Raw genomic sequence first — 23,703 nt, forward strand, 5'->3', positions numbered from 1 at the left:
ACAATCGGCGGCATGACTTCCTCGCCCAACCTCGACCAGATGACCCCGGAACAGCTTCGTGCCTTGGCGGCACAGGCGTTGCTGTTGCAGTCCCAGGTCGAGGCGATGAGCAAGAAGATCCAGAACGATGAAATCCTCATCGAACAGTTCAAGTTCGAAATCGCCCTGCTCAAGCGCCACAAGTTTGCCAAGCGCAGCGAACAAATCAGCCCGGCGCAAGGCAGCTTGCTGGATGACCTGCTCGATACAGACCTTGAAGCTATCGAGGCAGAGCTAAAACAGCTTCTTCCCGCTTCGTCACAGGCCGAGTCGCGGCAATCGCCCAAGCGTGCGCCATTGCCGCCGCAGTTTCCGCGCACCGTGATTCGTCACGAACCCGAAAACACTCAGTGCGCCTGTGGCTGCCAGCTTCAGCGCATTGGCGAAGATGTCAGCGAGAAGCTGGATTACACGCCGGGCGTGTTTACCGTCGAGCAACATGTGCGTGGTAAATGGGCCTGCCGTCAGTGCGAAACCCTGATTCAGGCGCCGGTTCCGGCGCAAGTTATCGACAAAGGTATCCCGACCGCAGGCCTGCTGGCTCACGTGATGGTGGCCAAGTTTGCCGATCACTTGCCGCTCTACCGGCAGGAGAAAATCTTTGGCCGTGCCGGGCTGGCCATTGCTCGCTCGACCTTGGCCCAGTGGGTAGGGCAAACCGGCGTGCAGCTCCAGCCGTTGGTCGATGCACTGCGTGAAGCGGTGCTGAGCCAAGGCGTAATTCACGCCGATGAAACACCGGTGCAAATGCTTGCGCCAGGCGAGAAGAAAACCCACCGGGCCTATGTATGGGCCTACAGCACGACGCCGTTTTCAGCGCTGAATGCGGTGGTGTATGACTTCAGCCCAAGCCGCGCAGGCGAACATGCGCGCAACTTCCTGGACACCTGGAATGGCAAGTTGGTCTGCGATGACTTCGCGGGCTACAAAGCCGGTTTTGAGCAAGGCATCACTGAAATCGGCTGCATGGCTCATGCTCGCCGCAAGTTCTTCGACCTGCATGTCGCGAACAAAAGTCAGCTGGCCGAACAGGCGCTGCACTCGATTAGCGGTTTGTACGAGGTTGAACGCCAGGCTCGGGATATGAGCAACGAAGACCGTTGGCGAATACGTCAGGAAATGGCGGTACCGATCAGCAAAAAACTGCATGGCTGGATGTTGGCCCAGCGCGACCTGGTGCCGAACGGATCAGCCACGGCCAAAGCCCTCGATTACAGCCTGAAACGCTGGGTAGCGCTAACGCGCTACCTGGACGATGGGGCTGTGCCCATCGACAACAATCAGGTCGAGAACCAGATACGGCCATGGGGGCTCGGGCGCTCGAACTGGTTGTTTGCCGGGTCGCTGCGCAGTGGCAAACGGGCCGCGGCGATCATGAGCCTGATCCAGTCGGCGCGCATGAATGGGCATGATCCGTATACCTATCTCAAAGATGTGCTGACGCGGCTGCCGACGCAACGGGCCAGTGAGATCGGGCAGCTGCTGCCGCATCAGTGGGTGCCAGCCTGACTTACGCAAGGAGAGTTCGCCGGACGCTTACGCTTAAGCGACGGTTTTGATATGGCGAACAGTCCGTTTGCGATGATGACGCATACTCACCTTTTCGCCCTTACGGCCATCCCTTTCAAGGTCTTCGGTAGAATTCGCTGAAATCCAGTCAGGAAGACCCGAGCAATGTGGGCTGATGTACTAGCGCGATTCGAGAAAAAAGCACCCGCCAGCGTAATGGCCAAACTTGCGTTGGAGCAGGCCATTGCGCCGGAGTGGGTCGATCAGGTTTTCGAGGAGCACCGGCAGCGGCAGTATTCTCGCGAGCTGCTGTTCTCGACCATCATCAAGTTGATGTCGCTTGTTTCATTAGGCTTGAAGCCATCGCTGCATGCTGCGGCAAGACAACTGGACGACCTTCCCGTCAGCCTGGCAGCCCTGTACGACAAGATCAGTCGAACTGAACCTGCCCTGTTGCGTGCCCTGGTAACAGGCTGCGCGCAGCGCTTGGCGCCGACAATTCATGAGTTGGGCTGCTCAGCCATGCTTCCTGATTGGCAAGTTCGGGTGGTCGATGGCAGCCACTTGGCTTCTACCGAAAAGCGTCTTGGCGCACTGCGCCAAGAGCGCGGGGCGGCTCGCCCCGGGTTTTCGGTGGTGGTTTACGACCCCGATCTGGATCAGGTGATTGATCTCCAACCGTGCGAAGACGCCTACGCAAGTGAGCGAGTCTGTGTCTTGCCATTGCTGGCTGAGGCAAAGGCCAATCAGGTTTGGATCGCTGACCGTCTCTACTGCACGCTGCCTGTAATGGAGGCGTGCGAACAGGTGCACACATCGTTTGTCATTCGCCAGCAGGCCAAGCATCCACGCTTGATCCAGGAAGGTGAGTGGCAAGCACCGATGCCGGTCGCCACAGGCACTGTGCGCGAGCAATCCATCGAAGTAAAAGGCGGGCACCGCTGGCGACGTGTCGAGTTAACGCTTCATTCACCAAACGACTCAGGTGATAACAGCTTGATGTTCTGGAGCAACCTGCCCGAGAGCATCAGTGCGCAACAGATCGCAGACTTCTACCGGCGCCGCTGGAGCATTGAAGGGATGTTCCAGCGGTTGGAAGCAATTCTGGAAAGTGAAATTGAAACTCTCGGCAGCCCGCGAGCCGCCTTGCTTGGATTCACCACTGCCGTGCTGGCATACAACGTTCTGGCCTTGCTCAAGCGAAGTGTTGAACAGGCTCACCGCGATGCCTTACCCGAGAATTGGGAGGCGTCGACCTATCACTTAGCGGTTCAGATCAGAGGTGGATATGAGGGCATGCAAATTGCCCTCCCATCCGAATACATGCCGGTTGTCTCTATGGAAGACCTGGCCCAGCGGCTACTTGAACTGGCCAGAAACATCCAGCCCAAGCAAGTCGCTAAAAGCCCCCGAGGCCCCAAGGTGCCCAAGCCCAAAGCCTGGGTGCAAGGGACTGCTGTACATGCCCACGTTTCGACGGATCGGGTCATCAAGGCTGCCAAAATCAAAAGACCTTGAAAGGGATGGCCCTTACGGCGAGTCACTTTTTGCCAAACGCGGCAAAAAGTAACCAAAAAACGCTGCGCTCCCATCATCCGGCCCCTACGCTGCGCTCCGGGGTTCCCTCGCGCCGGTCTTGCTCCCGGGAGTACGCGCTGCAGGCCCCATCCATGGGGCCTCAGCGCTTGACGGGCATCCATGCCCGTCACCTCCCTCCGCAAGACCTCTGCTCGGCCTCCTGAAGTCGCGAAGATCAAGATCAAGATCAAGATCAAGATCAAGATCAAGATCAAGATCAAGATCAAGATCAAGATCAAGAGCAAGAGCAAGAGCAAGAGCAAGAGCAAGAGCAAGAGCAAGAGCAAGAGCAAGAGCAAGAGCAAGAGCAAGAGCGGCGCAGCGCAGCGCAGCTCTAGATTTGGGCCAGCACAGACAAAACTCTACAATCCGAGTAAAGTGCCGCCCCCCGCCGTTTTCAGCAAAAGGATCCCTTCCATGACACACCCTTTGGACATCGCCGTCGTCGGCGCCACCGGCAGCGTCGGTGAAGCCCTGGTGCAGATCCTCGAAGAGCTGGATTTCCCGGTTGCCACCCTGCACCTGCTGGCCAGCATGGAATCGGCGGGCAGTAGCGTGATGTTCGCCGGCAAGAAGCTGAAGGTACGTGAGGTGGACAGCTTCGACTTTGCCCAGGCCAAGCTGGCCTTTTTCGCCGCAGGCGCCGCAGTAAGCCGAAGCTTTGCCAGCAAGGCGCTGCAGGCAGGTTGCACGGTCATCGACCTGTCCGCTGGTCTGGACGACGCCCTGGCCCTGGTGCCCGAAGCCAACGCCGAACGCCTGGTTGACCTGGCATTGCCCGCGCGCATCGTCAGCCCGTGCTCGGCCGCGGTTGCCCTGGCCGTTGCTCTGGCACCGCTCAAGCGCCTGCTGGATATCGAACGGGTGCAGGTGATGGCCGCGCTGGCGGTGTCCGCACAAGGTCGGGAAGCTGTCAACGAACTCGCCCGGCAAACTGCCGAGCTGCTCAATGCCCGGCCCCTGGAACCGCGCTTCTTCGATCGCCAGGTGGCGTTCAACATGTTGGCGCAGGTCGGTGCCGCCGATGAGCAAGGCCACACCGCCCTGGAGCGCCGCCTGGTCGGCGAGCTGCGTGTGCTGCTGGGCCTGCCTGAACTGAAGATTTCCGTGAGCTGCGTTCAAGTCCCGGTGTTTTTCGGCGATAGCTTCAGTGTGGCGGTACAGAGCCGTCGCCCGGTCGACCTGGAGGCGGTCAACCAGGCCCTCGAGGCGGCTGACAGCGTCGAACTGGTGGAGCGCGACGATTATCCGACTCCGGTAGGCGACGCAGTAGGCCAGGACGTGGTCTATGTTGGTCGTGTACGGCATGGTGTTGATGAAGACCAGCAGCTCAACCTCTGGCTGACCACCGACAACGTGCGCAAAGGCGCCGCGCTCAATGCCGTGCAAGTGGCGCAATTGTTGATTAAACACATGCCGTAAAAGATACTGGCGAGCACTATTGTCCTGCTCCGCATGCAGGTTTCAGGACGCTTCATACAAGGGAAGAGGTCATGCTTCGAATTCGCAAACTGGTTCTGGCCATGGCTGCAGCATCGGCGCTGTCGTCGGGCATGGCGAATGCCCTGGGCCTGGGGGAACTGACCCTCAAATCGGCACAGAACCAGCCCCTGGACGCCGAGATCGAACTGCTCGACGTGCGCGACCTCACCGCTGCCGAAGTGGCACCGAGCCTGGCGCCGCCGGAAGATTTCAGCAAGGCCGGGGTGGCATTCCCAACCTACCTTGAAGACCTAACCTTCACACCGGTGATCAACCCCAACGGCAAGAGCGTGCTGCGTGTTACCTCCAGCCAGCCGCTACCGGAGCCGGTGGTAAAGTTCCTGGTCCAGGTGATGTGGCCGCAGGGCCGCCTGCTGCGTGACTACAGCGTGTTGCTCGACCAGGCCAAGGCCCAGGGCGACAAGCCTGCGGCAGGCAATGTCGCGCCAGCGGTGACCGCTGCCGGCAGCTATACCACCCAGCGCCGGGACACCCTGTGGCAGATTGCCGCGCGCAATACCCAGGGCGGCTCGATCCAGCAGACCATGATCGCGATTCAGGCCCTGAACCCGGACGCGTTCATCGGCAATAACATCAACCAGCTGAAGGTTGGCCAGGTGTTGCGCCTGCCCGACCAGCAGCAGATCCAGAACATCCCGCAGGGCGAGGCGACCGCCGAGGTGGCCGAGCAGTATGCTGCCTGGCGTGAAGGCCGTCGCCTGGGCCCGCGTGCCCGCCAGCTGGACGCCACTCGCCGCGGTGCCGCCGAGGCAGCTCCGGCGCGTATCGCCCAGGGCGACAACCTGCGACTGGTCAGCCCGGGCAACCAGGCCGGTGCTGGCCAGGCCAAGGCCCTTAATGACAAGCTGGCGGTGGCCCAGGAAAGCCTGGACACCAGTCGTCGCGACAACGAAGAGCTCAAGAGCCGCATGGCCGACCTGCAGAGCCAGCTGGACAAGCTGCAGCGTCTGATCGAGTTGAAGAACAACCAGCTGGCCCGCCTTGAAGCGCAGGGGGCGGCTGCACCGGCCGAACCGGTCGTTAAGCCTGCGCCTGACGCCGTCGATACCTCCCCCAAACCGGTGTCTACCGCCGAAGCTGCACCTGTCGCCGGCCAGCCAGGTAGCGTCGTCGACGAAATCATGGGCAACCCGCTGCTGCTCGGGCTGATTGCCGGTAGTGCCTTCCTCGTACTGTTGCTTCTGCTGCTGTTGCTGGCGCGCAAGCGCAAGGCCCAGCAGGAGGCTGAAAAGCACCTGCGCATGGCGCGGGCGCTGGAAGAAGAGCAGGGCGCAGGCTTTGACAGCGATAGCGCAAGCTTCGATGGCGTAGAAGTCTCGGCGCCGAGCGTGACCCTGTCGCCGGCCGTGGTCGCCGCTTCGGCTGCCGCCGCCACCGCCGCGGAAAAAACGGCGGCACCCGCCTCCGAAGCGCAACCTGAACCGCAAGCCGACCCCCATGCCGCGCTGCTGGCGGAAGTCGAGCAATGCGTGGCCGAAGGCCGCCTGAACCGCGCTACCGACCTGTTGGAACCTGCCGTGGCCGCCGCGCCGCAGCGTGACGACCTGCGCCTGAAACTGATGGATGTGTACGCCCGCCAGGGTGACCAGAGCGCGTTCGTCGAGCAGGAGCGCAAGTTGCCGGCCAGTGAGCAGAACAGTGAAGCGGTTGCCGGGCTGAAAGAGCGCTACCCGGCCATGCTCGGCCTGGCCGCTGCCGGCCTGGGCGCGGCGGCCCTGGCTGCCGAGATGGATGAGCAGTACGTGCAGGAGCTGTTGCAGGATCAGCCTGATACGCCAGTGGTTGCCGATGTGGCGCCGGAGGAAGTGCCTGCGGTCGAGCCAGAGGTGGCGATTGAACCAGAGGCCGTTGCCCTGGCGGAACCTGAAGCAGCGCTCGAACCCGAAGTTGATCTGGATGCTGAGCTGGATGCCTTCGATGAAGTGCCGACCCTCGATGCGCCGGGCCTGGACGAGCAGGACCTGGACAGTGCCTTCGACCTGAGCCTGGGTGACGACCTGCCCGAGCAAGACCCGCTGGCAGCGCCGCTGCTGGACGAATCTGTGGCCCAGCAACCTGTAGTCGAAGAGCCGGTACTGGATGAACCTGTGCTGGAATCGGTTCAGCCGGAAGACGAGCCGTTTGCGGTGGACGCCGAGCTACAGGCCGACGCTGACGCCGAATTCGAGGCCATGCTGGCACAGGCCGAGCCACAGCCCGCTGTGGACCTGTCCGACTTCGACCTCGACATCAGCGAGCCGGTTGCCCCGGCCGCCCCGGCTGCGGTCGACGAAACCCCGGTGGATGTCGCCGCCGAGTTGGCTGCCTTCGACAGCGAGCCAGCGTTCGACCCGCTTTCCGAGTTCGATCTGCCATCCGACTTCGATCTTTCGCTGTCGCTGGAAGACGATTCGCCGGCAGCCAAGAGCTTTACCTCGGAGCTGGATGACGTCAACGCTGAGCTGGACAAGCTGTCGCAGAGCCTCGAGTCACCGTCGCTGGAGCCGCATTTCACCAGCGAGGATGCGGCTGCCCAGCCCGAGCCCGAGCCACTGGACGACCTGGACTTCGACTTCTTCTCCGGTAGCGACGAAGTGGCCACCAAGCTTGACCTGGCCCGCGCCTATATCGACATGGGCGACAACCAGGGCGCACGCGACATCCTCGATGAAGTGGTCAAGGATGGCGACGACAGCCAGCGTCAGGAGGCCGAGGACATGCTCTCCCGGTTGGTCTGATGTAAGCAGGGCCGGCCTCTTCGCGGGCTTGCCCGCTCCCACAGGATCTCCACACATTTTCGACCTTGTGAGTAACCTGTGGGAGCGGGCGAGCCCGCGAAGAGGCCCTCAAATGCGGTGCATATTCAACGGCAGCCCTACACGGCTGCCGTTGTCGTTATAATCCCCGCCATTCCGTACACCCCCACAGGTTTCATGCTCTTGGACATCATCGACACCGCCGCCGCCGAGTCCGCGGCCGAAGGCTACTCCCGCATCGCCCTGGGCGTGGAATACAAAGGCGCGCGCTACCGTGGCTGGCAGCGCCAGGCCAGTGGCGTGCCCAGTGTCCAGCAGGCCCTGGAGCAGGCGCTGTCCAAGGTGGCCAACGAGCCCATCTCGGTAATCTGCGCCGGGCGCACCGACGCCGGTGTGCATGGCTGCGGGCAGATCGTGCACTTCGACACCCGCGCCGTGCGCGATGAGCGCGCCTGGACCATGGGCACCAACTTCAACCTGCCCCATGACATCAGCGTCGTCTGGTCGCGGCCGATGCCGGCCGACTTCCATGCCCGCTTCAAGGCCTGCGCCCGGCGTTACCGCTACGTCATCTACAACGACCCGATCCGCCCGGCCCATCTGGCCGAGGAAGTTACCTGGAACCACCGCCCGCTGGATGTCGAACGCATGGCCGAAGCCGCGCAGTACCTGCTTGGTACCCATGACTTCAGTGCCTTCCGCGCCAGCCAGTGCCAGGCCAAGTCGCCGATCAAGCACATCTACCATCTGCGCGTCACCCGCCATGGCCAGATGATCGTGCTGGACGTGCGCGCCACGGCTTTCCTGCACCACATGGTGCGGAACATTGCCGGTGTACTGATGACCATCGGTGCCGGAGAGCGCCCGGTCACCTGGGCGCGTGAGGTGCTGGAAGGGCGCAACCGCCGCGAAGGTGGGGTCACGGCGCACCCATACGGCCTCTACCTGGTACAGGTGGAGTACCCCGAGGAGTACGCGCTGCCCAAGCGTTACATCGGTCCACACTTTTTGACCGGTTACGAAGCATTGGCAGACTGACGGGCGAAAAGTCATTTGCTAACATCCGGCCTTTCACCGTAACAAGCAGGGTTCGCTGTCCATGAGCAATGTTCGCAGCAAGATCTGCGGGATTACCCGCATCGAAGACGCACTGGCCGCTGCCGAAGCGGGGGCCGATGCCATCGGCTTCGTCTTCTATGCCAAGAGCCCGCGCGCCGTGGACGTGCGCCAGGCGCGGGCGATCATTGCCGAGCTGCCGCCGTTCGTGACCACGGTCGGTTTGTTCGTCAATGCTTCGCGCTGCGAGCTGAACGAGATCCTCGAAGTGGTTCCGCTGGACCTGCTACAGTTCCACGGCGACGAAACCCCACAGGACTGCGAAGGCTACCACCGCCCCTGGATCAAGGCCCTGCGCGTACGCCCGGGCGACGACTTGGAGGCGGCCTGCCGGCTTTACGCTGGTGCCCGCGGCATTCTGCTGGACACCTACGTGCCGGGCGTACCCGGAGGCACCGGTGAAGCGTTCGACTGGTCGCTGGTGCCTGCGCGCCTGAGCAAGCCGATCATCCTGGCCGGCGGGCTGTCTGCCGACAATGTCGGCCAGGCCATCGCCCAGGTGCGGCCATATGCGGTGGATGTCAGTGGCGGCGTGGAGCAAGCCAAGGGCATCAAGGACGCGGCGAAGATCGAGGCCTTCATGCGTGCGGTGAAACAGGCGTGATGGCAGATGTGACGGCTGGCTGCGCGCCATCGTCCATAGCTTTCGCAGCCCTGCGGGGCAGCCGCCTGAGCCTGTGGCGGCAACACAACACATTAGCGGTGGGGTGGCGCGCTGGTAGTCCCGGCGGCCGGTCCATCATCGTTTCATAAAGATTTTGAGCTCAAGGGCAGGGTAGGGCCGGCGACACCGGACCACGCCTGCCAATACTGGAGAAAGAAAGCATGAGCAACTGGTTAGTCGACAAACTGATCCCTTCGATCATGCGTTCCGAGGTGAAGAAGAGCTCGGTGCCTGAAGGCCTGTGGCACAAATGCCCGGCCTGCGAGGCCGTGCTGTATCGTCCGGAGCTGGAAAAGACCCTGGATGTCTGCCCCAAGTGCAACCACCACATGCGCATCGGCGCACGTGCGCGCATCGACATCTTCCTCGACGCCGATGGCCGTGCCGAACTGGGCGCCGACCTGGAGCCGGTCGACCGCCTGAAGTTCCGTGATGGCAAGAAGTACAAGGACCGCCTGGCTGGCGCGCAGAAGCAAACCGGCGAGAAGGACGCCCTGATCTCCATGAGCGGCACCCTGATGGGCATGCCGATCGTGGTCAGCGCCTTCGAGTTCTCGTTCATGGGCGGCTCCATGGGTGCCATCGTCGGCGAGCGCTTCGTGCGCGCGGCCAACTATGCCCTGGAGCACCGCTGCCCGATGGTCTGCTTCTCCGCCTCGGGCGGTGCACGCATGCAGGAAGCGCTGATCTCGCTGATGCAGATGGCCAAGACCTCGGCCGTGCTGGCGCGCCTGCGCGAAGAAGGTATCCCGTTCATCTCGGTACTGACCGATCCTGTATACGGTGGTGTTTCCGCCAGCCTGGCCATGCTCGGTGACGTGATCGTCGGCGAGCCGAAGGCACTGATCGGCTTCGCCGGCCCGCGCGTGATCGAGCAGACCGTGCGCGAGAAGCTGCCGGAAGGCTTCCAGCGCAGTGAGTTCCTGCTGGAGCACGGCGCCATTGACCTGATCATCTCTCGTGGCGAGCTGCGCCCGCGTCTGGCCCGCCTGCTGGCGCAGATGACCGGCCAGGAAACCCCGGAGCAAGCGCGTGAGGCGGCTGCCGTCGCGTGATGAAACAACGATCCCTGGGCGAATGGCTCGCCTACCTCGAGCAGTTGCACCCCTCGGCCATCGACATGGGCCTGGAGCGGTCGCAGAAGGTGCTTGCCCGGCTGGCGCTGGGCAAGCTGGCGCCACGTGTGGTAACGGTGACCGGCACCAACGGCAAGGGCTCGACCTGTGCCTTCGTGGCCTCGCTGCTGCGTGCCCAGGGGTTGAAGGTTGGCGTGTACAGCTCGCCGCACCTGTTGCGTTACAACGAGCGGGTGCTGATCGATGGCCAAGAGGCCAGCGATGAGCGCCTGTGCGAAGCCTTCGCCGCCGTCGAGGCGGCGCGGGGCGAAATTTCCCTGACCTACTTCGAGATGGGCACTCTGGCCGCGTTCTGGTTGTTCTACCAGTCGCAGCTGGATACCGTGGTACTGGAAGTGGGGCTTGGTGGCCGCCTGGACACCGTGAACGTGGTGGATGCCGACCTGGCCCTGGTGACCAGCATCGGCGTCGATCATGTCGATTACCTGGGTGATACCCGCGAGCTGGTGGCCTTCGAGAAGGCAGGCATCTTCCGTCAGGGCAAGCCGGCACTGTGCGGTGACCTGGATCCGCCTCAGCCGCTGCTGGATAAGGCCGCCGAACTGGCTGCGCCGCTGTTCCTGCGTGGTCGTGACTTCGACCTGGCCATTGCCGATGGCAGCTGGAACTGGCGGGGTACTGCGGCTGATGGAGCGCCGGTAGAGCTGCTTGGCCTGCCTTTGCTCGACCTGCCCATGGAAAACGCCACGCTGGCCCTGCAGGCCTACCTGCTGATGGGGCTGCCCTGGGACGCCGGGCAGATTCGCCAGGCGCTGCTGGATACCCGCATCACGGGTCGCCTCGACCGTCGTCAGCTGAGCTGGCAGGGCAAGCCGGTGGAACTGTTGCTGGATGTCGGGCACAACCCGCACGCCGCGGAATATCTGGCCCGGCGCCTGGCGGCCCGGCCGCTGAAGGGGCGCCGCCTGGCGGTGTTCGGCCTGCTCGCCGACAAGGACCTGGAAGGTGTTGTCGCGCCGCTGCAGGGGCTGGTCGACGACTGGGCAGTGGCGCCACTGGATACCCCGCGCAGCCGCCCGGCTGCGGAGCTGGCCACGGCCTTGACGAACGTCGGCGCCGCGGTGAAGTCTTATGCCAGCGTCGATGCTGCCCTTGAAGGGCAATGCGCGCAGGCAACGGCGGATGACCAGATCTTGCTGTTCGGTTCGTTTTTCTGTGTTGCCCAGGCACTGGAATGGCTGGAGCGGCACGCCCAGGAGGGTGGAGTAGATGGCAGTGCTGGATAAAGGGATGAAACAGCGCATGGTGGGTGCGTTGGTGCTGGTGGCGCTGGCGGTAATTTTCCTGCCGATGCTGTTCACCCGCGAGGACGAGATGCGTCAGGTGCGCGTCGATGCCCCGCAGGCGCCGGCCATGCCAAGCCTGCCGGAAGTGAAGGTGGAGCCGGTCGCGGTGCCGGAGCCGCAGGCCATTGCGCAAGAGCCGCAACAGCCACCGGTGGTGGTGGACGAGTCCACCGCGCCGGCGAGCACGCCCAGCCAGCCGATTACACCGTCACCGCAGACCCAGCCTCAAGTGCAGGTGCAGCCCCAGCCTCAGCCTGCCAAGCCGCAGGCGCCTGTGGCCAAGGTCGAGCCTCAGCCGGCAGCCAAGCCGGCCGCACCGGCGGCGCCATCGAAGATCGACGTCAATGGCCTGCCGGTCAGCTGGTCGATCCAGTTGGCCAGCCTGTCCAACCGTGCCGGGGCCGAAAAGCTGCAGCAAACCTTGCGTAGCCAGGGTTACAACGCCTATATCCGCTCGGCGGGTGGCATGAACCGGGTGTACGTGGGGCCGCTGATCGAGCGGGCCGAGGCCGAGCGCGTGCGCGACGCCATCAACCGCCAGAACAGCCTCAAGGGCTTCGTGGTGCGCTTCCAGCCTGAGCGCAGCTGATAACCCGGGGGGGCGGCTTTGCCGCTCATTCGCGGGTTCTTTATAGGTCTTGCAGCGGCGCGGTCCATGTGGAAGCGGCCTTGTGTCGCGAAAGGGCCGCGAAGCGGCCCCAAGATCTCAACGACACAGCCAGAATCGCCGGGACCGCTTTGCGGCCCTTTCGCGACACAAGGCCGCTCCCACAAAGATCGCGTAAGCCCGGGTAGCGCTAATCACCTGACATTCCGCTTACCCAAGCCCCCGCCGCTCTGTTAAAATGCGCCGCCTCAAACGTCTGCAGGCAGCACCGTGGCATTTACCTTGGTTGATTGGGCGATCATCGCGATCATCGCCGTCTCCACACTGATCAGTCTCAAGCGCGGCTTCGTCAAGGAAGCCTTGTCCTTGCTCATCTGGATCATTGCCGGTGCGGTTGCCTGGATGTTCGGCGGTTCGCTCTCGGTGTATCTTGAAAGCTACATCCAGACGCCGTCGATGCGCGTCATCGCCGGCTGCGCCATTCTTTTCGTCGCCACCTTGCTGGTGGGGGCCATGATCAACTTCCTCATCGGCGAGCTGATTCGCGTGACCGGGCTGTCCGGCACCGATCGTTTCCTGGGCATGGCCTTCGGCGCCGCGCGCGGGGCCTTGCTGGTGGTGGTGGCCATCGGGCTGATCAGCCTGGGGCCGGTTCAACAAGACACCTGGTGGCAGGAATCACGCCTGATACCACAATTTCTCTTGGTCGCCGACTGGTCGAAAAACCTGATCCTGGGTTTTACCGGCCAGTGGACACCTAGTGGGCTGATCGGCACTCCAGCTGATCTTCCGTTCAAGGAACAGTTGCTCGGGCCGGCAAAGCCCTGAGCACTATTCACTCAAGTTTCGTCAAAGTAGGGGTTGCGTCGCATGTGTGGCATCGTCGGTATCGTCGGTAAGTCGAACGTCAATCAGGCGCTGTATGACGCGCTTACGGTCCTCCAGCACCGCGGCCAGGACGCTGCCGGTATCGTGACCAGCCATGACGGCCGGTTGTTCCTGCGCAAGGATAATGGCCTGGTGCGCGACGTGTTCCAGCAGCGCCACATGCAGCGCCTGGTCGGCAGCATCGGTATCGGCCACGTGCGCTACCCGACGGCGGGCAGCTCGACCTCGGCCGAGGCGCAGCCGTTCTACGTCAACTCGCCGTATGGCATCACCCTGGCACACAACGGCAACCTGACCAACGTCGAGCAGCTGGCCAAGGAAATCTACGAGTCCGACCTGCGCCACGTCAACACCAACTCCGACTCGGAAGTACTGCTGAACGTGTTCGCCCATGAGCTGGCGGTGCGTGGCAAGCTGCAGCCGACCGAAGAAGACGTGTTCGCCGCGGTTTCCCACGTGCACAGCCGCTGCGTTGGCGGTTACGCCGTGGTGGCGATGATCACCGGCTACGGCATCGTCGGCTTCCGTGACCCCAACGGCATCCGCCCGGTGGTGTTCGGCCAGCGTCACACCGACGAAGGCGTGGAATACATGATCGCCTCGGAAAGCGTGGCCCTGGACGTGCTCGGCTTCACCCTGATCCGCGACCTGGCGCCGGGCGAAGCGGTGTACATCACCGAAGAAGGCCAGCTGTACACCAAGCAGTGCGCCGAAGCACCAAAACTGCAGCCGTGCATCTTCGAGCATGTCTACCTGGCCCGTCCGGACTCGATCATGGATGGCGTGTCGGTGTACAAGGCCCGTCTGCGCATGGGTGAAAAACTGGCCGACAAGATCATGCGCGAACGTCCCGAGCATGACATCGACGTGGTCATCCCGATCCCGGACACCAGCCGCACCGCGGCCCTGGAGCTGGCCAACCGTCTGGGCGTGAAGTTCCGCGAAGGTTTCGTCAAGAACCGCTACATCGGGCGTACCTTCATCATGCCAGGCCAGGCCGCGCGCAAGAAATCGGTACGCCAGAAGCTCAATGCCATCGAACTGGAGTTCCGCGGCAAGAACGTGATGCTGGTGGACGACTCGATCGTGCGCGGTACCACCTGCAAGCAGATCATCCAGATGGCCCGCGAAGCCGGCGCCAAGAACGTCTACTTCTGCTCCGCAGCTCCTGCGGTGCGCTACCCCAACGTCTACGGCATCGACATGCCGAGTGTTCACGAACTGATCGCCCACAACCGTACCACCGAACAGGTGGCCGAGTTGATTGGCGCCGACTGGCTGGTCTACCAGGACCTGCCGGACCTGATCGACTCGGTCGGTGGCGGCAAGATCAAGATCGATCAGTTCGATTGTGCGGTGTTCAACGGTGAGTATGTCACTGGTGATATCGACGAAGCCTACCTCGACCGCATCGAGCAGGCTCGTAACGACCTGGCCAAGGCCAAGAACCAGGCGGTCAGTGCGATCATCGACCTCTACAACAACTGATTTCGGGAGCGACGGCTTGACGGATCAATGGGATGCCGGACGACTGGACAGTGACCTCGAGGGTGTCGGTTTCGACACCCTGGCGGTGCGCGCCGGTCAAAACCGTACACCGGAGGCCGAGCACAGCGAAGCGCTGTTCCTGACCTCCAGCTATGTGTTCCGCACGGCTGCCGATGCCGCCGCGCGCTTTGCTGGCGAAACGCCGGGCAACGTCTATTCGCGCTACACCAACCCGTCTGTGCGTGCCTTCGAGGAGCGCCTGGCGGCCATGGAAGGCGCCGAGCAGGCTGTGGGCACCTCCACCGGCATGGCGGCGATCCTCGCCGTGGTGATGTCGCTGTGCAGTGCCGGTGACCATGTGCTGGTTTCGCAGAGCGTGTTCGGCTCGACCATCAGCCTGTTCGAGAAGTACTTCAAGCGCTTTGGCGTGCAGGTGGACTACGTGCCACTGGTCGACCTCGCCGGCTGGGAAAAGGCCATCAAGGCCAATACCAAGCTGCTGATCGTCGAATCGCCGTCCAACCCGCTGGCAGAGCTGGTCGATATCACCGCGCTCAGCGAAATCGCCCATGCCCACGGCGCCATGCTGGTGGTGGACAACTGCTTCAGCACCCCGGCGCTGCAGCAGCCGCTGAAGCTGGGTGCCGACATCGTGTTCCACTCGGCCACCAAGTTCATCGACGGCCAGGGCCGCTGCATGGGTGGCGTGGTTGCCGGCCGTGCCGAGCAGATGAAAGAAGTGGTGGGCTTCCTGCGTACCGCAGGCCCCACCCTCAGCCCGTTCAACGCCTGGATCTTCACCAAGGGCCTGGAAACCCTGCGCCTGCGCATGCGTGCGCACTGCGAAAGCGCCCAGCTGCTGGCCGAATGGCTGGAGCAGCAGGAGGGCGTGGAGAAGGTGCATTACGCCGGCCTGCCGAGCCACCCGCAGCACGAACTGGCCAAGCGCCAGATGAGTGGCTTCGGTGCGGTGGTCAGCTTCGAGGTCAAGGGTGGCAAAGAAGGCGCCTGGCGCTTCATCGACGCTACCCGGGTGATTTCCATCACCACCAACCTGGGTGACAGCAAGACCACCATCGCCCACCCGGCCACCACCTCCCACGGTCGCCTGACGCCGCAGGAGCGTGAAGCCGCGGGTATCCGTGACAGCCTGATCCGGGTTGCCGTGGGCCTGGAAGATGTGGCCGACCTGCAGGCCGACCTGGCGCGCGGGTTGGCTGCACTGTGATTGAAATCCGCGGCGGTACGCCCGGCCATAACGGCCGGGTAGCCCTGGTGACCGGTGCCGCACGCGGCATCGGCCTGGGTATTGCCGCCTGGTTGATCTGCGAAGGCTGGCAGGTGGTGCTCAGCGACCTCGACCGCCAGCGCGGCGCAAAGGCGGCCAAGGCGCTGGGTGACAATGCCTGGTTCATCACCATGGACGTTGCCGACGAGGCCCAGGTCAGCGCCGGGGTGTCGGAGGTGCTGGGGCAGTTTGGTCGCCTGGACGCGCTGGTGTGCAATGCGGCCATCGCCAACCCGCACAACCAGACCCTGGAAAGCCTGAGCCTGGCGCAGTGGAACCGGGTGCTGGCGGTCAACCTCAACGGCCCGATGCTGCTGGCCAAGCATTGTGCGCCGTACCTGCGTGCGCACAATGGGGCGATCGTCAATCTCACCTCCACCCGGGCGCGGCAATCCGAACCCGATACCGAGGCCTACGCAGCGAGCAAGGGCGGGCTGGTGGCCTTGACCCATGCCTTGGCCATGAGCCTGGGCCCGGAGATTCGCGTCAATGCGGTGAGCCCGGGCTGGATCGATGCCCGTGATCCGTCGCAGCGCCGTGCCGAGCCGTTGACCGAGGCGGACCATGCCCAGCACCCGACGGGCAGGGTAGGGACGGTGGAAGACGTGGCGGCCATGGTTGCCTGGCTGTTGTCTCGGCAAGCGGCGTTCGTCACCGGCCAGGAGTTCGTGGTCGATGGCGGCATGACCCGCAAGATGATCTACACCTGAGCCTTGTGCATATCCTGTACCGGTCTCTTCGCGGGCACGCCCGCTCCCACAGGTGCAGCGCAGTTCTCAAGACCTGTGCGGTACCTGTGGGAGCGGGTTTACCCGCGAAGAGGCCGCCACAGGCAACCGCACCGCTTTTGCGCTTTTCTGAAAAAAATTCAATGGGGCTATTGACTTAGCTTCGCCACCTGCGTAAATTTCGCGGCCTCAGCGAAGCAAACGCAACAAGCAACATCGCGAGGGTGATTAGCTCAGCCGGGAGAGCATCTGCCTTACAAGCAGAGGGTCGGCGGTTCGATCCCGTCATCACCCACCACTTCCTGAGATGTTCCTGGTGCTTCAGGTTTCGCAAGAAACCGATAGCCAGAGAGGAACGCACTGCGCAGCGGTAGTTCAGTCGGTTAGAATACCGGCCTGTCACGCCGGGGGTCGCGGGTTCGAGTCCCGTCCGCTGCGCCATTTTTTAGTATCAGATGGGTGCCTGGCACCGGTCTGAAGCCACAAGGTAAACGCCTTGGGCTGATCCCAGTTTCAATCGGGCGAAAGCCTGAACGATACGCAGCGGTAGTTCAGTCGGTTAGAATACCGGCCTGTCACGCCGGGGGTCGCGGGTTCGAGTCCCGTCCGCTGCGCCATCTTCGTTTCAAGGTCCCTTGAACACCTTGAAGCAAACACAAGAGAAGCGATCACGTTATCGCTTTTTTTGTGCCTGTCCTGAGGCCATCGCGCCGGAAGGGTAGACCCAGGTTTCAATCGGGTGCAAGCCTGAATGATACGCAGCGGTAGTTCAGTCGGTTAGAATACCGGCCTGTCACGCCGGGGGTCGCGGGTTCGAGTCCCGTCCGCTGCGCCATCTTCGCTTCGAGGCCCCTTGAACGTCTCGAAGCCACGAGAAAGCGACCTTAGGGTCGCTTTTTTCGTTTCTGCGTCTGGCAATTGCCGCCCTTGACCCAGATTTACACGAACCTGACAGACTCTTCACCGATCAGCGGTTCCTGTGCCTGCCTGCTGTGTTGCACAATAGGCACCTTCTTGACTTACCCGGAATTCGCAATGACCAGATCTTCCGTCTTTGGTGCGCTCGGGCTGGCCCTGGTGCTGGCGGGCGTGACCGGTTGTTCCTCGAAAAAAGCCGCCGTCTACGAGCACGAGAACTTCGATGACTCGGGCACCTTCTCGCGCAGCTTCCCGGTGAGCGATGCCGGCTCCTGCGAGGCCGCCCGACGCGCCTTGCTCAGCCAGGGTTACATCATCACCAGCAGCGGCGCCAACCAGGTGGTGGGCAACAAGAGCTTCCAGCAGAACAGCGAGAACCACCTGCAGATCAGTTTCAACGTCACCTGTGCGCCGGATGTGAGCGACGAGCAGCGTTCGACCATGTTCGCCAACGCCCTGCAGGACCGCTACGCCCTGAAAAAGTCCAACACCTCCGCCAGCCTGGGGGTTGGTGTACTGGGGTCGGTATCGATGCCGATCGGCTCCAGCGACGACTCGATGGTCAAGGTGGCCAGCGAGACTGTGACAGCGGCTCAGTTCTATGACCGCTATTTCGCCCTGGTAGAGAGCTATCTGCCCAAGCCCAAGCCGAAGCAGGCCAATAAGGCCGAGGTCGAGGCGCCTGCGCCGAATGTCGAGAAGCCGGCGGCAGCCCTGGGGCTACCGGAGCAGGCCGCCGCAGCGCCGGTGGCACCGGCCCCGGTTGCTGAGCCTTTGGTTGATGCGGCGCCAGCCCCGGCCCCTGTAGCCCCGGCCAGCGAGGCGGTAGCAGCGCCGGTGCTGGATGACAGCCAGGGCTCGCAGCCAGTGGCACCGCCGGCTGAGGCTGCGCCTATTGAAGTACAACAGCAAGCACAGCCTGCCGAGGCCGCTGAGCCCGCGTCCCCCGCCCTTTGATGGCTTGCCTGTACGGGTAAACCCGCTCCCACAGGTACTGCGCAGTTCTCAACATCTGCGCAGTACCGCCATGGGGCAAAATCCTCCGTGCCCATGAACTTGGCCCTGTGCTGTGCAACTGCCCCGGTGCGAACAGCTTACGGAGGTCCCCAAGGCGCGCTGCGGCTTGGCGAAGCCTTCCCAATTCGCTTTTTTCTGGATCGACATCTACAAGGCGTACTTCTTGGCCCCGGCAACACAGATGACAGCCCCCAGCGTCACCACAAGCATCATCCAGCTGACCTGTTCGTGCAGCAGCAACGCTGCCAGCCCAAGCCCCATGAACGGCTGAAAGAGTTGCAACTGGCCCACTGCTGCAATGCCACCCTGGACGAGCCCTCGGTACCAGAACACAAAACCGATCAGCATGCTGAACAGTGAAACGTAGCCGAGGCTGAACCACGCAGGGGCGCTTACTTTGGCGAAGGCATCTGGTGTCGGAAGATTAGTGATTGTCAGTAGTAGCATCAGCGGCAACGCCACCAGCAACGCCCAACTGATCACTTGCCAACCCCCCAACGTCCGTGACAGGCGCGCCCCTTCGGCATAACCCAACCCACAGACGATGACCGCCGCCATCATCAGCAAATCGCCCAGCGCCGATGCCTCCCCACCATTCATAAGCGCATATCCAACGACGATTCCGGCACCCGTCAACGAGAATAACCAGAACAGTGGCCGAGGTCGCTCACCGCCCCGCAGCACGGCAAACCCTGCGGTACACAGCGGCAGCAGCCCGACAAAGACAATGGAATGGGCAGAGGTTACATGCTGCAGGGCCAGTGCCGTCAGCAGCGGGAAACCGATTACCACGCCCAACGCTGTTACCGCCAATGACCACAGGTCACCGCGTTCAGGGCGAGGCTGGCGCAGCACAAGCAAGAAAAGCGCCCCCAACAGAGCGGCAATCGTTGCCCTGGCACAGGTCAGGAACGTCGGTTCGAAGGCCGTCACTGCCACACGGGTGGCCGGCAGCGAGCCGGCGAAGATGGCGACGCCTATGAAGCCGTTGATCCATCCGCTTGTTGATTTTTCCATCGCCCAGTCCTCGATAAGTCTGGGTTCAGTACATCACTGACGCGCTCACCAAGGCCATGTACAATCCAATACAGTTTTACCGAACTGTTATGCACATTAATCCAGCACAGTTGAGGGTGCGATGAAACGCAGTGGAACGCTGATTCGGACCGTCATGGGTGAGGTGCAGGCGAGGATAGCCTCCCGGACCTACACGCCCGGTGCGCGGATCCCTTCGGTCCGGGCAATGGCACAGGCCATGCAGGTATCGGTTTCTACCGTACTTGAGGCCTATGAACGGTTGATGGCAGAGGGGGTGCTCAGCGCCCGCCCTGGCTCTGGCTACTACGTGGCAGGGCCCGTGGCGCCCTTGGCACTGACCGAACTCGGCCCCAGGCTCGATCGTGAGGTCGACCCGCTGTGGATCTCGCGCCAGTCTCTTGAAACCTCCAGCGATGCGCTGAAACCAGGGTGCGGGTGGCTGCCTGCCTCCTGGATGTACGAAGCCGGCATGCGTAAAGCGCTGCGAGTCGCTGCCCGTTCCGACACGGTAAAACTGGCCGAGTACGCGTCGCCGCTCGGGCATCCGCCGCTCAGGCAGTTCCTGTCGCGACGGCTGGCTGGCATCGGCATCGAAGCCCCGCTGGAACAGATCATGCTCACCGAATCGGGCACCCACGCCATCGACCTGATTTGCCGTTTTCTGCTGGAACCGGGGGACACGGTCCTGGTCGACGACCCCTGCTATTTCAATTTTCACGCACTGCTCAAAGCCCACAGGGTGAACATTGTCGGGGTACCCTACACGCAGACAGGCCCGGACATCGAGGCGTTCGGCGCAGCCCTGCTCAGGCACGCACCCAGGTTGTACATCACCAATTCCGGCATCCACAACCCAACCGGGGCCAGCCTGTCCCCGGTCACCGCGCACAGGCTGCTGAAGCTGGCCGACACCTCTAGCCTGGTGATCGTGGAGGACGACATCTTCGCTGATTTCGAGAATACGCCCGCGCCACGGCTGTCTGCCTTCGACGGCCTCTCGCGTGTGATTCAGATAGGCAGCTTTTCCAAGACCATCTCTGCTTCAATCCGATGCGGCTACATCGCCGCCCGTGGTGAATGGATCGAGAGCCTGGTCGACCTGAAGATCGCGACCACCTTCGGCGGCGGACGCTTGGCCGCGGACATCATCTATCAAGCGATTACGGATAGCGGGTACCGAAAACACATGGAAGGTGTCCGCCACCGGTTAGGCGAGGCAATGGACAGAACGGTGCCGAGGCTTCAGGCCATTGGTATCAAGCCGTGGATAATTCCCCAGGCAGGCATGTACCTCTGGTGCCAGCTCCCTCAAGGCAAGGATGCAGCAACGCTGGCCAGGACCTGCCTGAATGAAGGTGTAGTGTTGGCGCCCGGTAATGCGTTCAGCCAATCCATGACGGCGGGGGATTTCCTGCGCTTCAACGTTGCTCAATCGGGTGACGGCAAACTCTACGAAGTGTTGAAAAGGGCGCTGAGTGCGCAGTCGCCAGAGCACTTAGTGCCAAGCTGAGCTTGTCATGGGGCACACCTGCGACAGAAATGGCTACGGCATGCTCGCGCACCGCACGGGGGAGCGCAGCCAGCACTGCGCACGCGTAGTTCGGCTTGGGCCTGCCGTCTAAAGCCTGCATGACCTACAAACGGCTAATATCAAGTAGCACGGGGCTAACGATTGCTGGGCACCGGATCATAAGCTTGTCATCAATCCTTCATCCTTCCTGCCTAGGGTGAGGCGACAGTTACCAGGAAAAATGAGTGAAGAGGGCTTAGGGCTATGGACGAATACCAAGAAGAACTTCTCGAATTCCAGGCTTATGAACTGGACACCCCGGAACCGGCTGACGACGCCACCGAGCTCTAGCCCACCCGCCGCTGGCTGCGGCGAAACTCCCCCGGTGTAAGGCCCGTCCAGCGTTTGAATGCGCGCTGGAAGGCCTCGGCCGAAGCAAACCCCAGCAGGTAGGCAATCTCGCCAAAGGCCAGTTCCGTATCGCGGATGTAGGTCTCGGCCAGGTCGCGCCGTGTTTCGCTGAGCAGGTCGCGAAAACGGGTGCCTTCCTCGGCCAGCTTCCGGCGCAAGGTCCAGGTCGGAAGTTGCAGGTGCAGCGCCACTTCTTCCAGATCCGGCTCACGACCGCCGTTGAGCAATGGGCCCAGCAGGTGGGTGATGCGCTCACCCAGGCTGCGTACCCGCGTGCGTTGCAGCATTTCCGCCTCGCACAGCTGCAGCAGGTGGTGCCAGGTGCTTGGGCAATGCCTGGGATTGGCCAACTGCAGCGTGGCGCGGCTCAGGCGCAGCTGGTTACCAGCGGCCGCGAACTGCACGGGTGTGCTGCACAGCGGCTGGTAGCGCGCGGCATAAGCGGGTGCGGCGAACTCGATGTCCATATGTTCGGCCTGCACCGCCGTACCGGCCAGGTCGGCAAGCTGGGCGAGCCAGCCGGCAAGTAGCGAATCGACCACGAAACGGTTGTAGGCGTTGTAGGGGCTGATGGAGTAGAAGCGCAGCCAGGCGCCCTCGGCATCTTCCTGAAAACTGGAGTGGCCGCGGTAGTTGGCGGCGTACAGCGGCTCGAAGCGCAACAGGGTACGTGCCGCCTCGCCCAGGTTCGGTGCCTGGGCAGCGGTGACCCCGGCCAGGCCGGCATGCGCCAGGCGGCTCAGGCGCCCCATGTGCAGGCCCAGTGCGGCCTCGCCGCACAGCTCGATGGCAGCGTGCCCAAGGTGCATGTAGCGCGGGATCGACAAGCGCGCGCCGGCTTCGCCCAGGCGCGCCGCATCCAGGCCATAGCGGCGCAGCAGCGGCTCGGGGTCATGGCCCAGTTCGCGCAGGGCTTCGGTCAGCGGCTGGACAAAGCCAACCGACAGGTCGCCCAGGCGCACGCGGGGGCGGGCCATGGGCTTACAACCACAGGTTCAACAGGCGGGCTCCAGGGCTGGGGGTGCCTGCCAGCAATTCACCCGCCTGGCGGGCAAAGCCCTGGCCGTCGCTGCCCTGTTCCCAGAACTGCCCACGCATGAACACGCTCATGCTGCTGACGCTGGTTCCGGCCGATTGGGTCAGTCGCTGCCATGCAGCCTGTTCGCTGACTTCGCCGCGCCGCAAGGGCAGCCCGGCGCTGGCATCCTGATGGCGATTGCCGCGCCAGGGCGCTTGCCAGCTGCCCTTGCCGCTGAGGAACACCGGGTTGGCGATCAGTTGTACTGCCTGTTGGGCCAGTTGTTGGTGGTTTTCCGGGTACCAGCTGTCGCTGCCCACCAGCACGCCCAGGCGCCCGGCAGGGGTTTGCAATACCTGCAGCGGGTGCTGGCGGCCATCATGTACATAGCGGCGCATTTCGCTGTCGGGGAACTGCTGGCGTTGCGGTTGGCCCAGCAGCGAGCCGTCGCCGGCGAACACCACGCTGCTGTTGAACAGCGGGCCGCTGCCGGCATGCAGCACGCCCTGTTTCACGTAGGGGGCGGGCAGTACGATAGAGCCGGCCACCAGGGTGACATTGAATTCCTTGGCCAGGCCACCGAACAGTTGCTGGTAGTCCGCAGCCATCTGCTCGGCTTTCATGCGCAGGTGCGCGTCGGCGCGCCAGTCGTCCCCGTCGGCACGGAGCATGGCCAGGCCATAGCGCAGCGGGTTGCTCAGTTCCAGCCATTGCAGGGCTTCGCGGCTTTGCGTGACTTGATAAAGCTCGTTCTTTTCGCCACGCGCCCACAGCCAGGTGCCGATGTGCTCGGGTAGCACCACCACCGTGCGCGGGCCGACCAGCCCTTGGGTGCGGGCTTGCTCCAGGTAGGCCGCGAGCTTGCGGTGCAGGCGCTGCAGGTTCTGGTAGTCGCCCGGGAACAGCAGCGGTTCGACGCCAAGCAGGTTGCCGTGCTCGCCCGGCACGCCATGGTTCAGCGCCAGTTCGATGCGCAGGTCGGACAGGTAATGGCCTTCCGGGCGCTGCTGGGTCCAGAAACCGTAGCCGCAGAGGGCGGCGATCATCACCAGCGCCAGGGCGCTTGCCAGGAGTTTTCGCATGAAGCAGGACAGCGCCTTGGAAACAAGAGTTTCCTAGGGTAGTCGCGCTGTGCGCGAGGATCAATAACTTGTCAGTTTCGATCATTGAGCCCGTTCAAACGTCTGTTTAATGTCGCAGGCAGACAAACGACGGGGTCCGCCAGC

Annotated in this window: 18 protein-coding genes and 4 tRNA genes; 19 read left to right on the top strand and 3 right to left on the bottom strand. The window is 62.9% G+C overall.

All coding sequences use genetic code 11. The features are described 5' to 3' along the window. The first annotated feature begins 12 nt into the window (after positions 1-12). From KDB76_RS08740 to KDB76_RS08825, 18 genes are all read left to right on the top strand, one after another. Positions 13-1,548 (top strand): IS66 family transposase, encoded by a 1,536-nt coding sequence (locus tag KDB76_RS08740; protein ID WP_212632263.1) that lies wholly within the window; start codon positions 13-15, stop codon positions 1,546-1,548. Positions 1,549-1,764: 216 nt separating this feature from the next. Then, on the top strand, positions 1,765-3,066 hold the full coding sequence (locus KDB76_RS08745) for an IS4 family transposase (RefSeq protein WP_212632279.1): 1,302 nt from the start codon (positions 1,765-1,767) through the stop codon (positions 3,064-3,066). 477 nt (positions 3,067-3,543) lie between these two features. Beyond that, entirely contained in the window at positions 3,544-4,548 is a 1,005-nt protein-coding gene (locus tag KDB76_RS08750) for an aspartate-semialdehyde dehydrogenase (RefSeq protein ID WP_038409132.1), read from the top strand. 71 nt (positions 4,549-4,619) lie between these two features. Further along, a complete protein-coding gene (locus KDB76_RS08755; RefSeq protein ID WP_024086530.1) occupies positions 4,620-7,346 on the top strand; it encodes a FimV/HubP family polar landmark protein in 2,727 nt (908 codons plus the stop codon). A gap of 201 nt (positions 7,347-7,547) precedes the next feature. Next, positions 7,548-8,402, top strand: a complete 855-nt coding sequence (gene truA / locus KDB76_RS08760) for a tRNA pseudouridine(38-40) synthase TruA (protein ID WP_015269436.1) — start codon at positions 7,548-7,550, stop codon at positions 8,400-8,402. A 61-nt stretch (positions 8,403-8,463) separates the two neighbouring features. Continuing rightward, positions 8,464-9,084, top strand: coding sequence for a phosphoribosylanthranilate isomerase (locus tag KDB76_RS08765; protein WP_013971608.1), 621 nt, complete (start codon positions 8,464-8,466; stop codon positions 9,082-9,084). A 221-nt stretch (positions 9,085-9,305) separates the two neighbouring features. Then, complete coding sequence (accD, locus tag KDB76_RS08770; protein WP_013971609.1) at positions 9,306-10,199, top strand: acetyl-CoA carboxylase, carboxyltransferase subunit beta; 894 nt, start codon at positions 9,306-9,308, stop codon at positions 10,197-10,199. Beyond that, complete coding sequence (gene folC / locus KDB76_RS08775) at positions 10,199-11,506, top strand: bifunctional tetrahydrofolate synthase/dihydrofolate synthase (RefSeq protein WP_038409134.1); 1,308 nt, start codon at positions 10,199-10,201, stop codon at positions 11,504-11,506. The genes accD and folC overlap by 1 nt, the downstream gene beginning before the upstream one ends. After that, complete coding sequence (locus tag KDB76_RS08780) at positions 11,490-12,155, top strand: SPOR domain-containing protein (protein ID WP_013971611.1); 666 nt, start codon at positions 11,490-11,492, stop codon at positions 12,153-12,155. The genes folC and KDB76_RS08780 overlap by 17 nt, the downstream gene beginning before the upstream one ends. 288 nt (positions 12,156-12,443) lie before the next feature. Then, positions 12,444-13,001: a CvpA family protein gene (locus KDB76_RS08785; RefSeq protein ID WP_013971612.1), complete on the top strand. Its 558-nt coding sequence runs from the start codon at positions 12,444-12,446 to the stop codon at positions 12,999-13,001. 42 nt (positions 13,002-13,043) lie between these two features. After that, complete coding sequence (gene purF / locus KDB76_RS08790; protein WP_013971613.1) at positions 13,044-14,549, top strand: amidophosphoribosyltransferase; 1,506 nt, start codon at positions 13,044-13,046, stop codon at positions 14,547-14,549. A gap of 16 nt (positions 14,550-14,565) precedes the next feature. Then, positions 14,566-15,777 carry an O-succinylhomoserine sulfhydrylase gene (locus tag KDB76_RS08795; protein ID WP_003258500.1) on the top strand — a complete coding sequence of 404 codons (1,212 nt, stop codon included), beginning with the start codon at positions 14,566-14,568 and terminating at the stop codon, positions 15,775-15,777. Then, positions 15,774-16,547 (top strand): SDR family oxidoreductase, encoded by a 774-nt coding sequence (locus tag KDB76_RS08800; RefSeq protein WP_013971614.1) that lies wholly within the window; start codon positions 15,774-15,776, stop codon positions 16,545-16,547. The genes KDB76_RS08795 and KDB76_RS08800 overlap by 4 nt, the downstream gene beginning before the upstream one ends. Before the next feature lie 240 nt (positions 16,548-16,787). Next, a tRNA-Val gene (locus KDB76_RS08805) sits at positions 16,788-16,863 on the top strand. A gap of 66 nt (positions 16,864-16,929) precedes the next feature. Continuing rightward, positions 16,930-17,006, top strand: a tRNA-Asp gene (locus KDB76_RS08810). Between the two features lie 99 nt (positions 17,007-17,105). Beyond that, positions 17,106-17,182 (top strand) — tRNA-Asp (locus tag KDB76_RS08815). A gap of 141 nt (positions 17,183-17,323) precedes the next feature. Beyond that, positions 17,324-17,400 (top strand) — tRNA-Asp (locus KDB76_RS08820). A 200-nt stretch (positions 17,401-17,600) separates the two neighbouring features. After that, positions 17,601-18,440, top strand: a complete 840-nt coding sequence (locus KDB76_RS08825; RefSeq protein ID WP_013971615.1) for a DUF2242 domain-containing protein — start codon at positions 17,601-17,603, stop codon at positions 18,438-18,440. A 207-nt stretch (positions 18,441-18,647) separates the two neighbouring features. Here the strand turns inward: KDB76_RS08825 and KDB76_RS08830 are convergent, their stop codons facing one another. Further along, complete coding sequence (locus KDB76_RS08830) at positions 18,648-19,517, bottom strand: DMT family transporter (protein WP_013971616.1); 870 nt, start codon at positions 19,515-19,517, stop codon at positions 18,648-18,650. A 121-nt stretch (positions 19,518-19,638) separates the two neighbouring features. On the opposite strand from KDB76_RS08830, the gene KDB76_RS08835 reads away from it, so the two are divergent. Continuing rightward, complete coding sequence (locus KDB76_RS08835; RefSeq protein ID WP_038409136.1) at positions 19,639-21,048, top strand: PLP-dependent aminotransferase family protein; 1,410 nt, start codon at positions 19,639-19,641, stop codon at positions 21,046-21,048. Positions 21,049-21,395: 347 nt separating this feature from the next. On the opposite strand, the gene KDB76_RS08840 is transcribed toward KDB76_RS08835, so the two are convergent. After that, complete coding sequence (locus KDB76_RS08840) at positions 21,396-22,436, bottom strand: AraC family transcriptional regulator (protein WP_038409138.1); 1,041 nt, start codon at positions 22,434-22,436, stop codon at positions 21,396-21,398. 4 nt (positions 22,437-22,440) lie between these two features. Continuing rightward, entirely contained in the window at positions 22,441-23,559 is a 1,119-nt protein-coding gene (locus KDB76_RS08845; protein WP_013971619.1) for a nitrilase-related carbon-nitrogen hydrolase, read from the bottom strand. Positions 23,560-23,703 lie beyond the last annotated feature (144 nt).

The sequence above is a fragment of the Pseudomonas sp. JS425 genome, from assembly GCF_018223845.1.
Classification (GTDB): Bacteria; Pseudomonadota; Gammaproteobacteria; order Pseudomonadales; family Pseudomonadaceae; genus Aquipseudomonas; species Aquipseudomonas asiatica.

Bases quoted from the DNA above. Each gene is read 5' to 3' on its own strand.
- KDB76_RS08780 (WP_013971611.1), top strand. From the start codon at position 11,490: ATGGCAGTGCTGGATAAAGGGATGAAACAGCGCATGGTGGGTGCGTTG.
- KDB76_RS08845 (WP_013971619.1), bottom strand. From the start codon at position 23,559: ATGCGAAAACTCCTGGCAAGCGCCCTGGCGCTGGTGATGATCGCCGCC.
- KDB76_RS08740 (WP_212632263.1), top strand. From the start codon at position 13: ATGACTTCCTCGCCCAACCTCGACCAGATGACCCCGGAACAGCTTCGT.
- purF (WP_013971613.1), top strand. From the start codon at position 13,044: ATGTGTGGCATCGTCGGTATCGTCGGTAAGTCGAACGTCAATCAGGCG.
- accD (WP_013971609.1), top strand. From the start codon at position 9,306: ATGAGCAACTGGTTAGTCGACAAACTGATCCCTTCGATCATGCGTTCC.
- KDB76_RS08755 (WP_024086530.1), top strand. From the start codon at position 4,620: ATGCTTCGAATTCGCAAACTGGTTCTGGCCATGGCTGCAGCATCGGCG.
- KDB76_RS08830 (WP_013971616.1), bottom strand. From the start codon at position 19,517: ATGGAAAAATCAACAAGCGGATGGATCAACGGCTTCATAGGCGTCGCC.
- KDB76_RS08835 (WP_038409136.1), top strand. From the start codon at position 19,639: ATGAAACGCAGTGGAACGCTGATTCGGACCGTCATGGGTGAGGTGCAG.
- KDB76_RS08745 (WP_212632279.1), top strand. From the start codon at position 1,765: ATGGCCAAACTTGCGTTGGAGCAGGCCATTGCGCCGGAGTGGGTCGAT.
- KDB76_RS08765 (WP_013971608.1), top strand. From the start codon at position 8,464: ATGAGCAATGTTCGCAGCAAGATCTGCGGGATTACCCGCATCGAAGAC.
- KDB76_RS08840 (WP_038409138.1), bottom strand. From the start codon at position 22,436: ATGGCCCGCCCCCGCGTGCGCCTGGGCGACCTGTCGGTTGGCTTTGTC.
- folC (WP_038409134.1), top strand. From the start codon at position 10,199: ATGAAACAACGATCCCTGGGCGAATGGCTCGCCTACCTCGAGCAGTTG.
- KDB76_RS08825 (WP_013971615.1), top strand. From the start codon at position 17,601: ATGACCAGATCTTCCGTCTTTGGTGCGCTCGGGCTGGCCCTGGTGCTG.
- KDB76_RS08750 (WP_038409132.1), top strand. From the start codon at position 3,544: ATGACACACCCTTTGGACATCGCCGTCGTCGGCGCCACCGGCAGCGTC.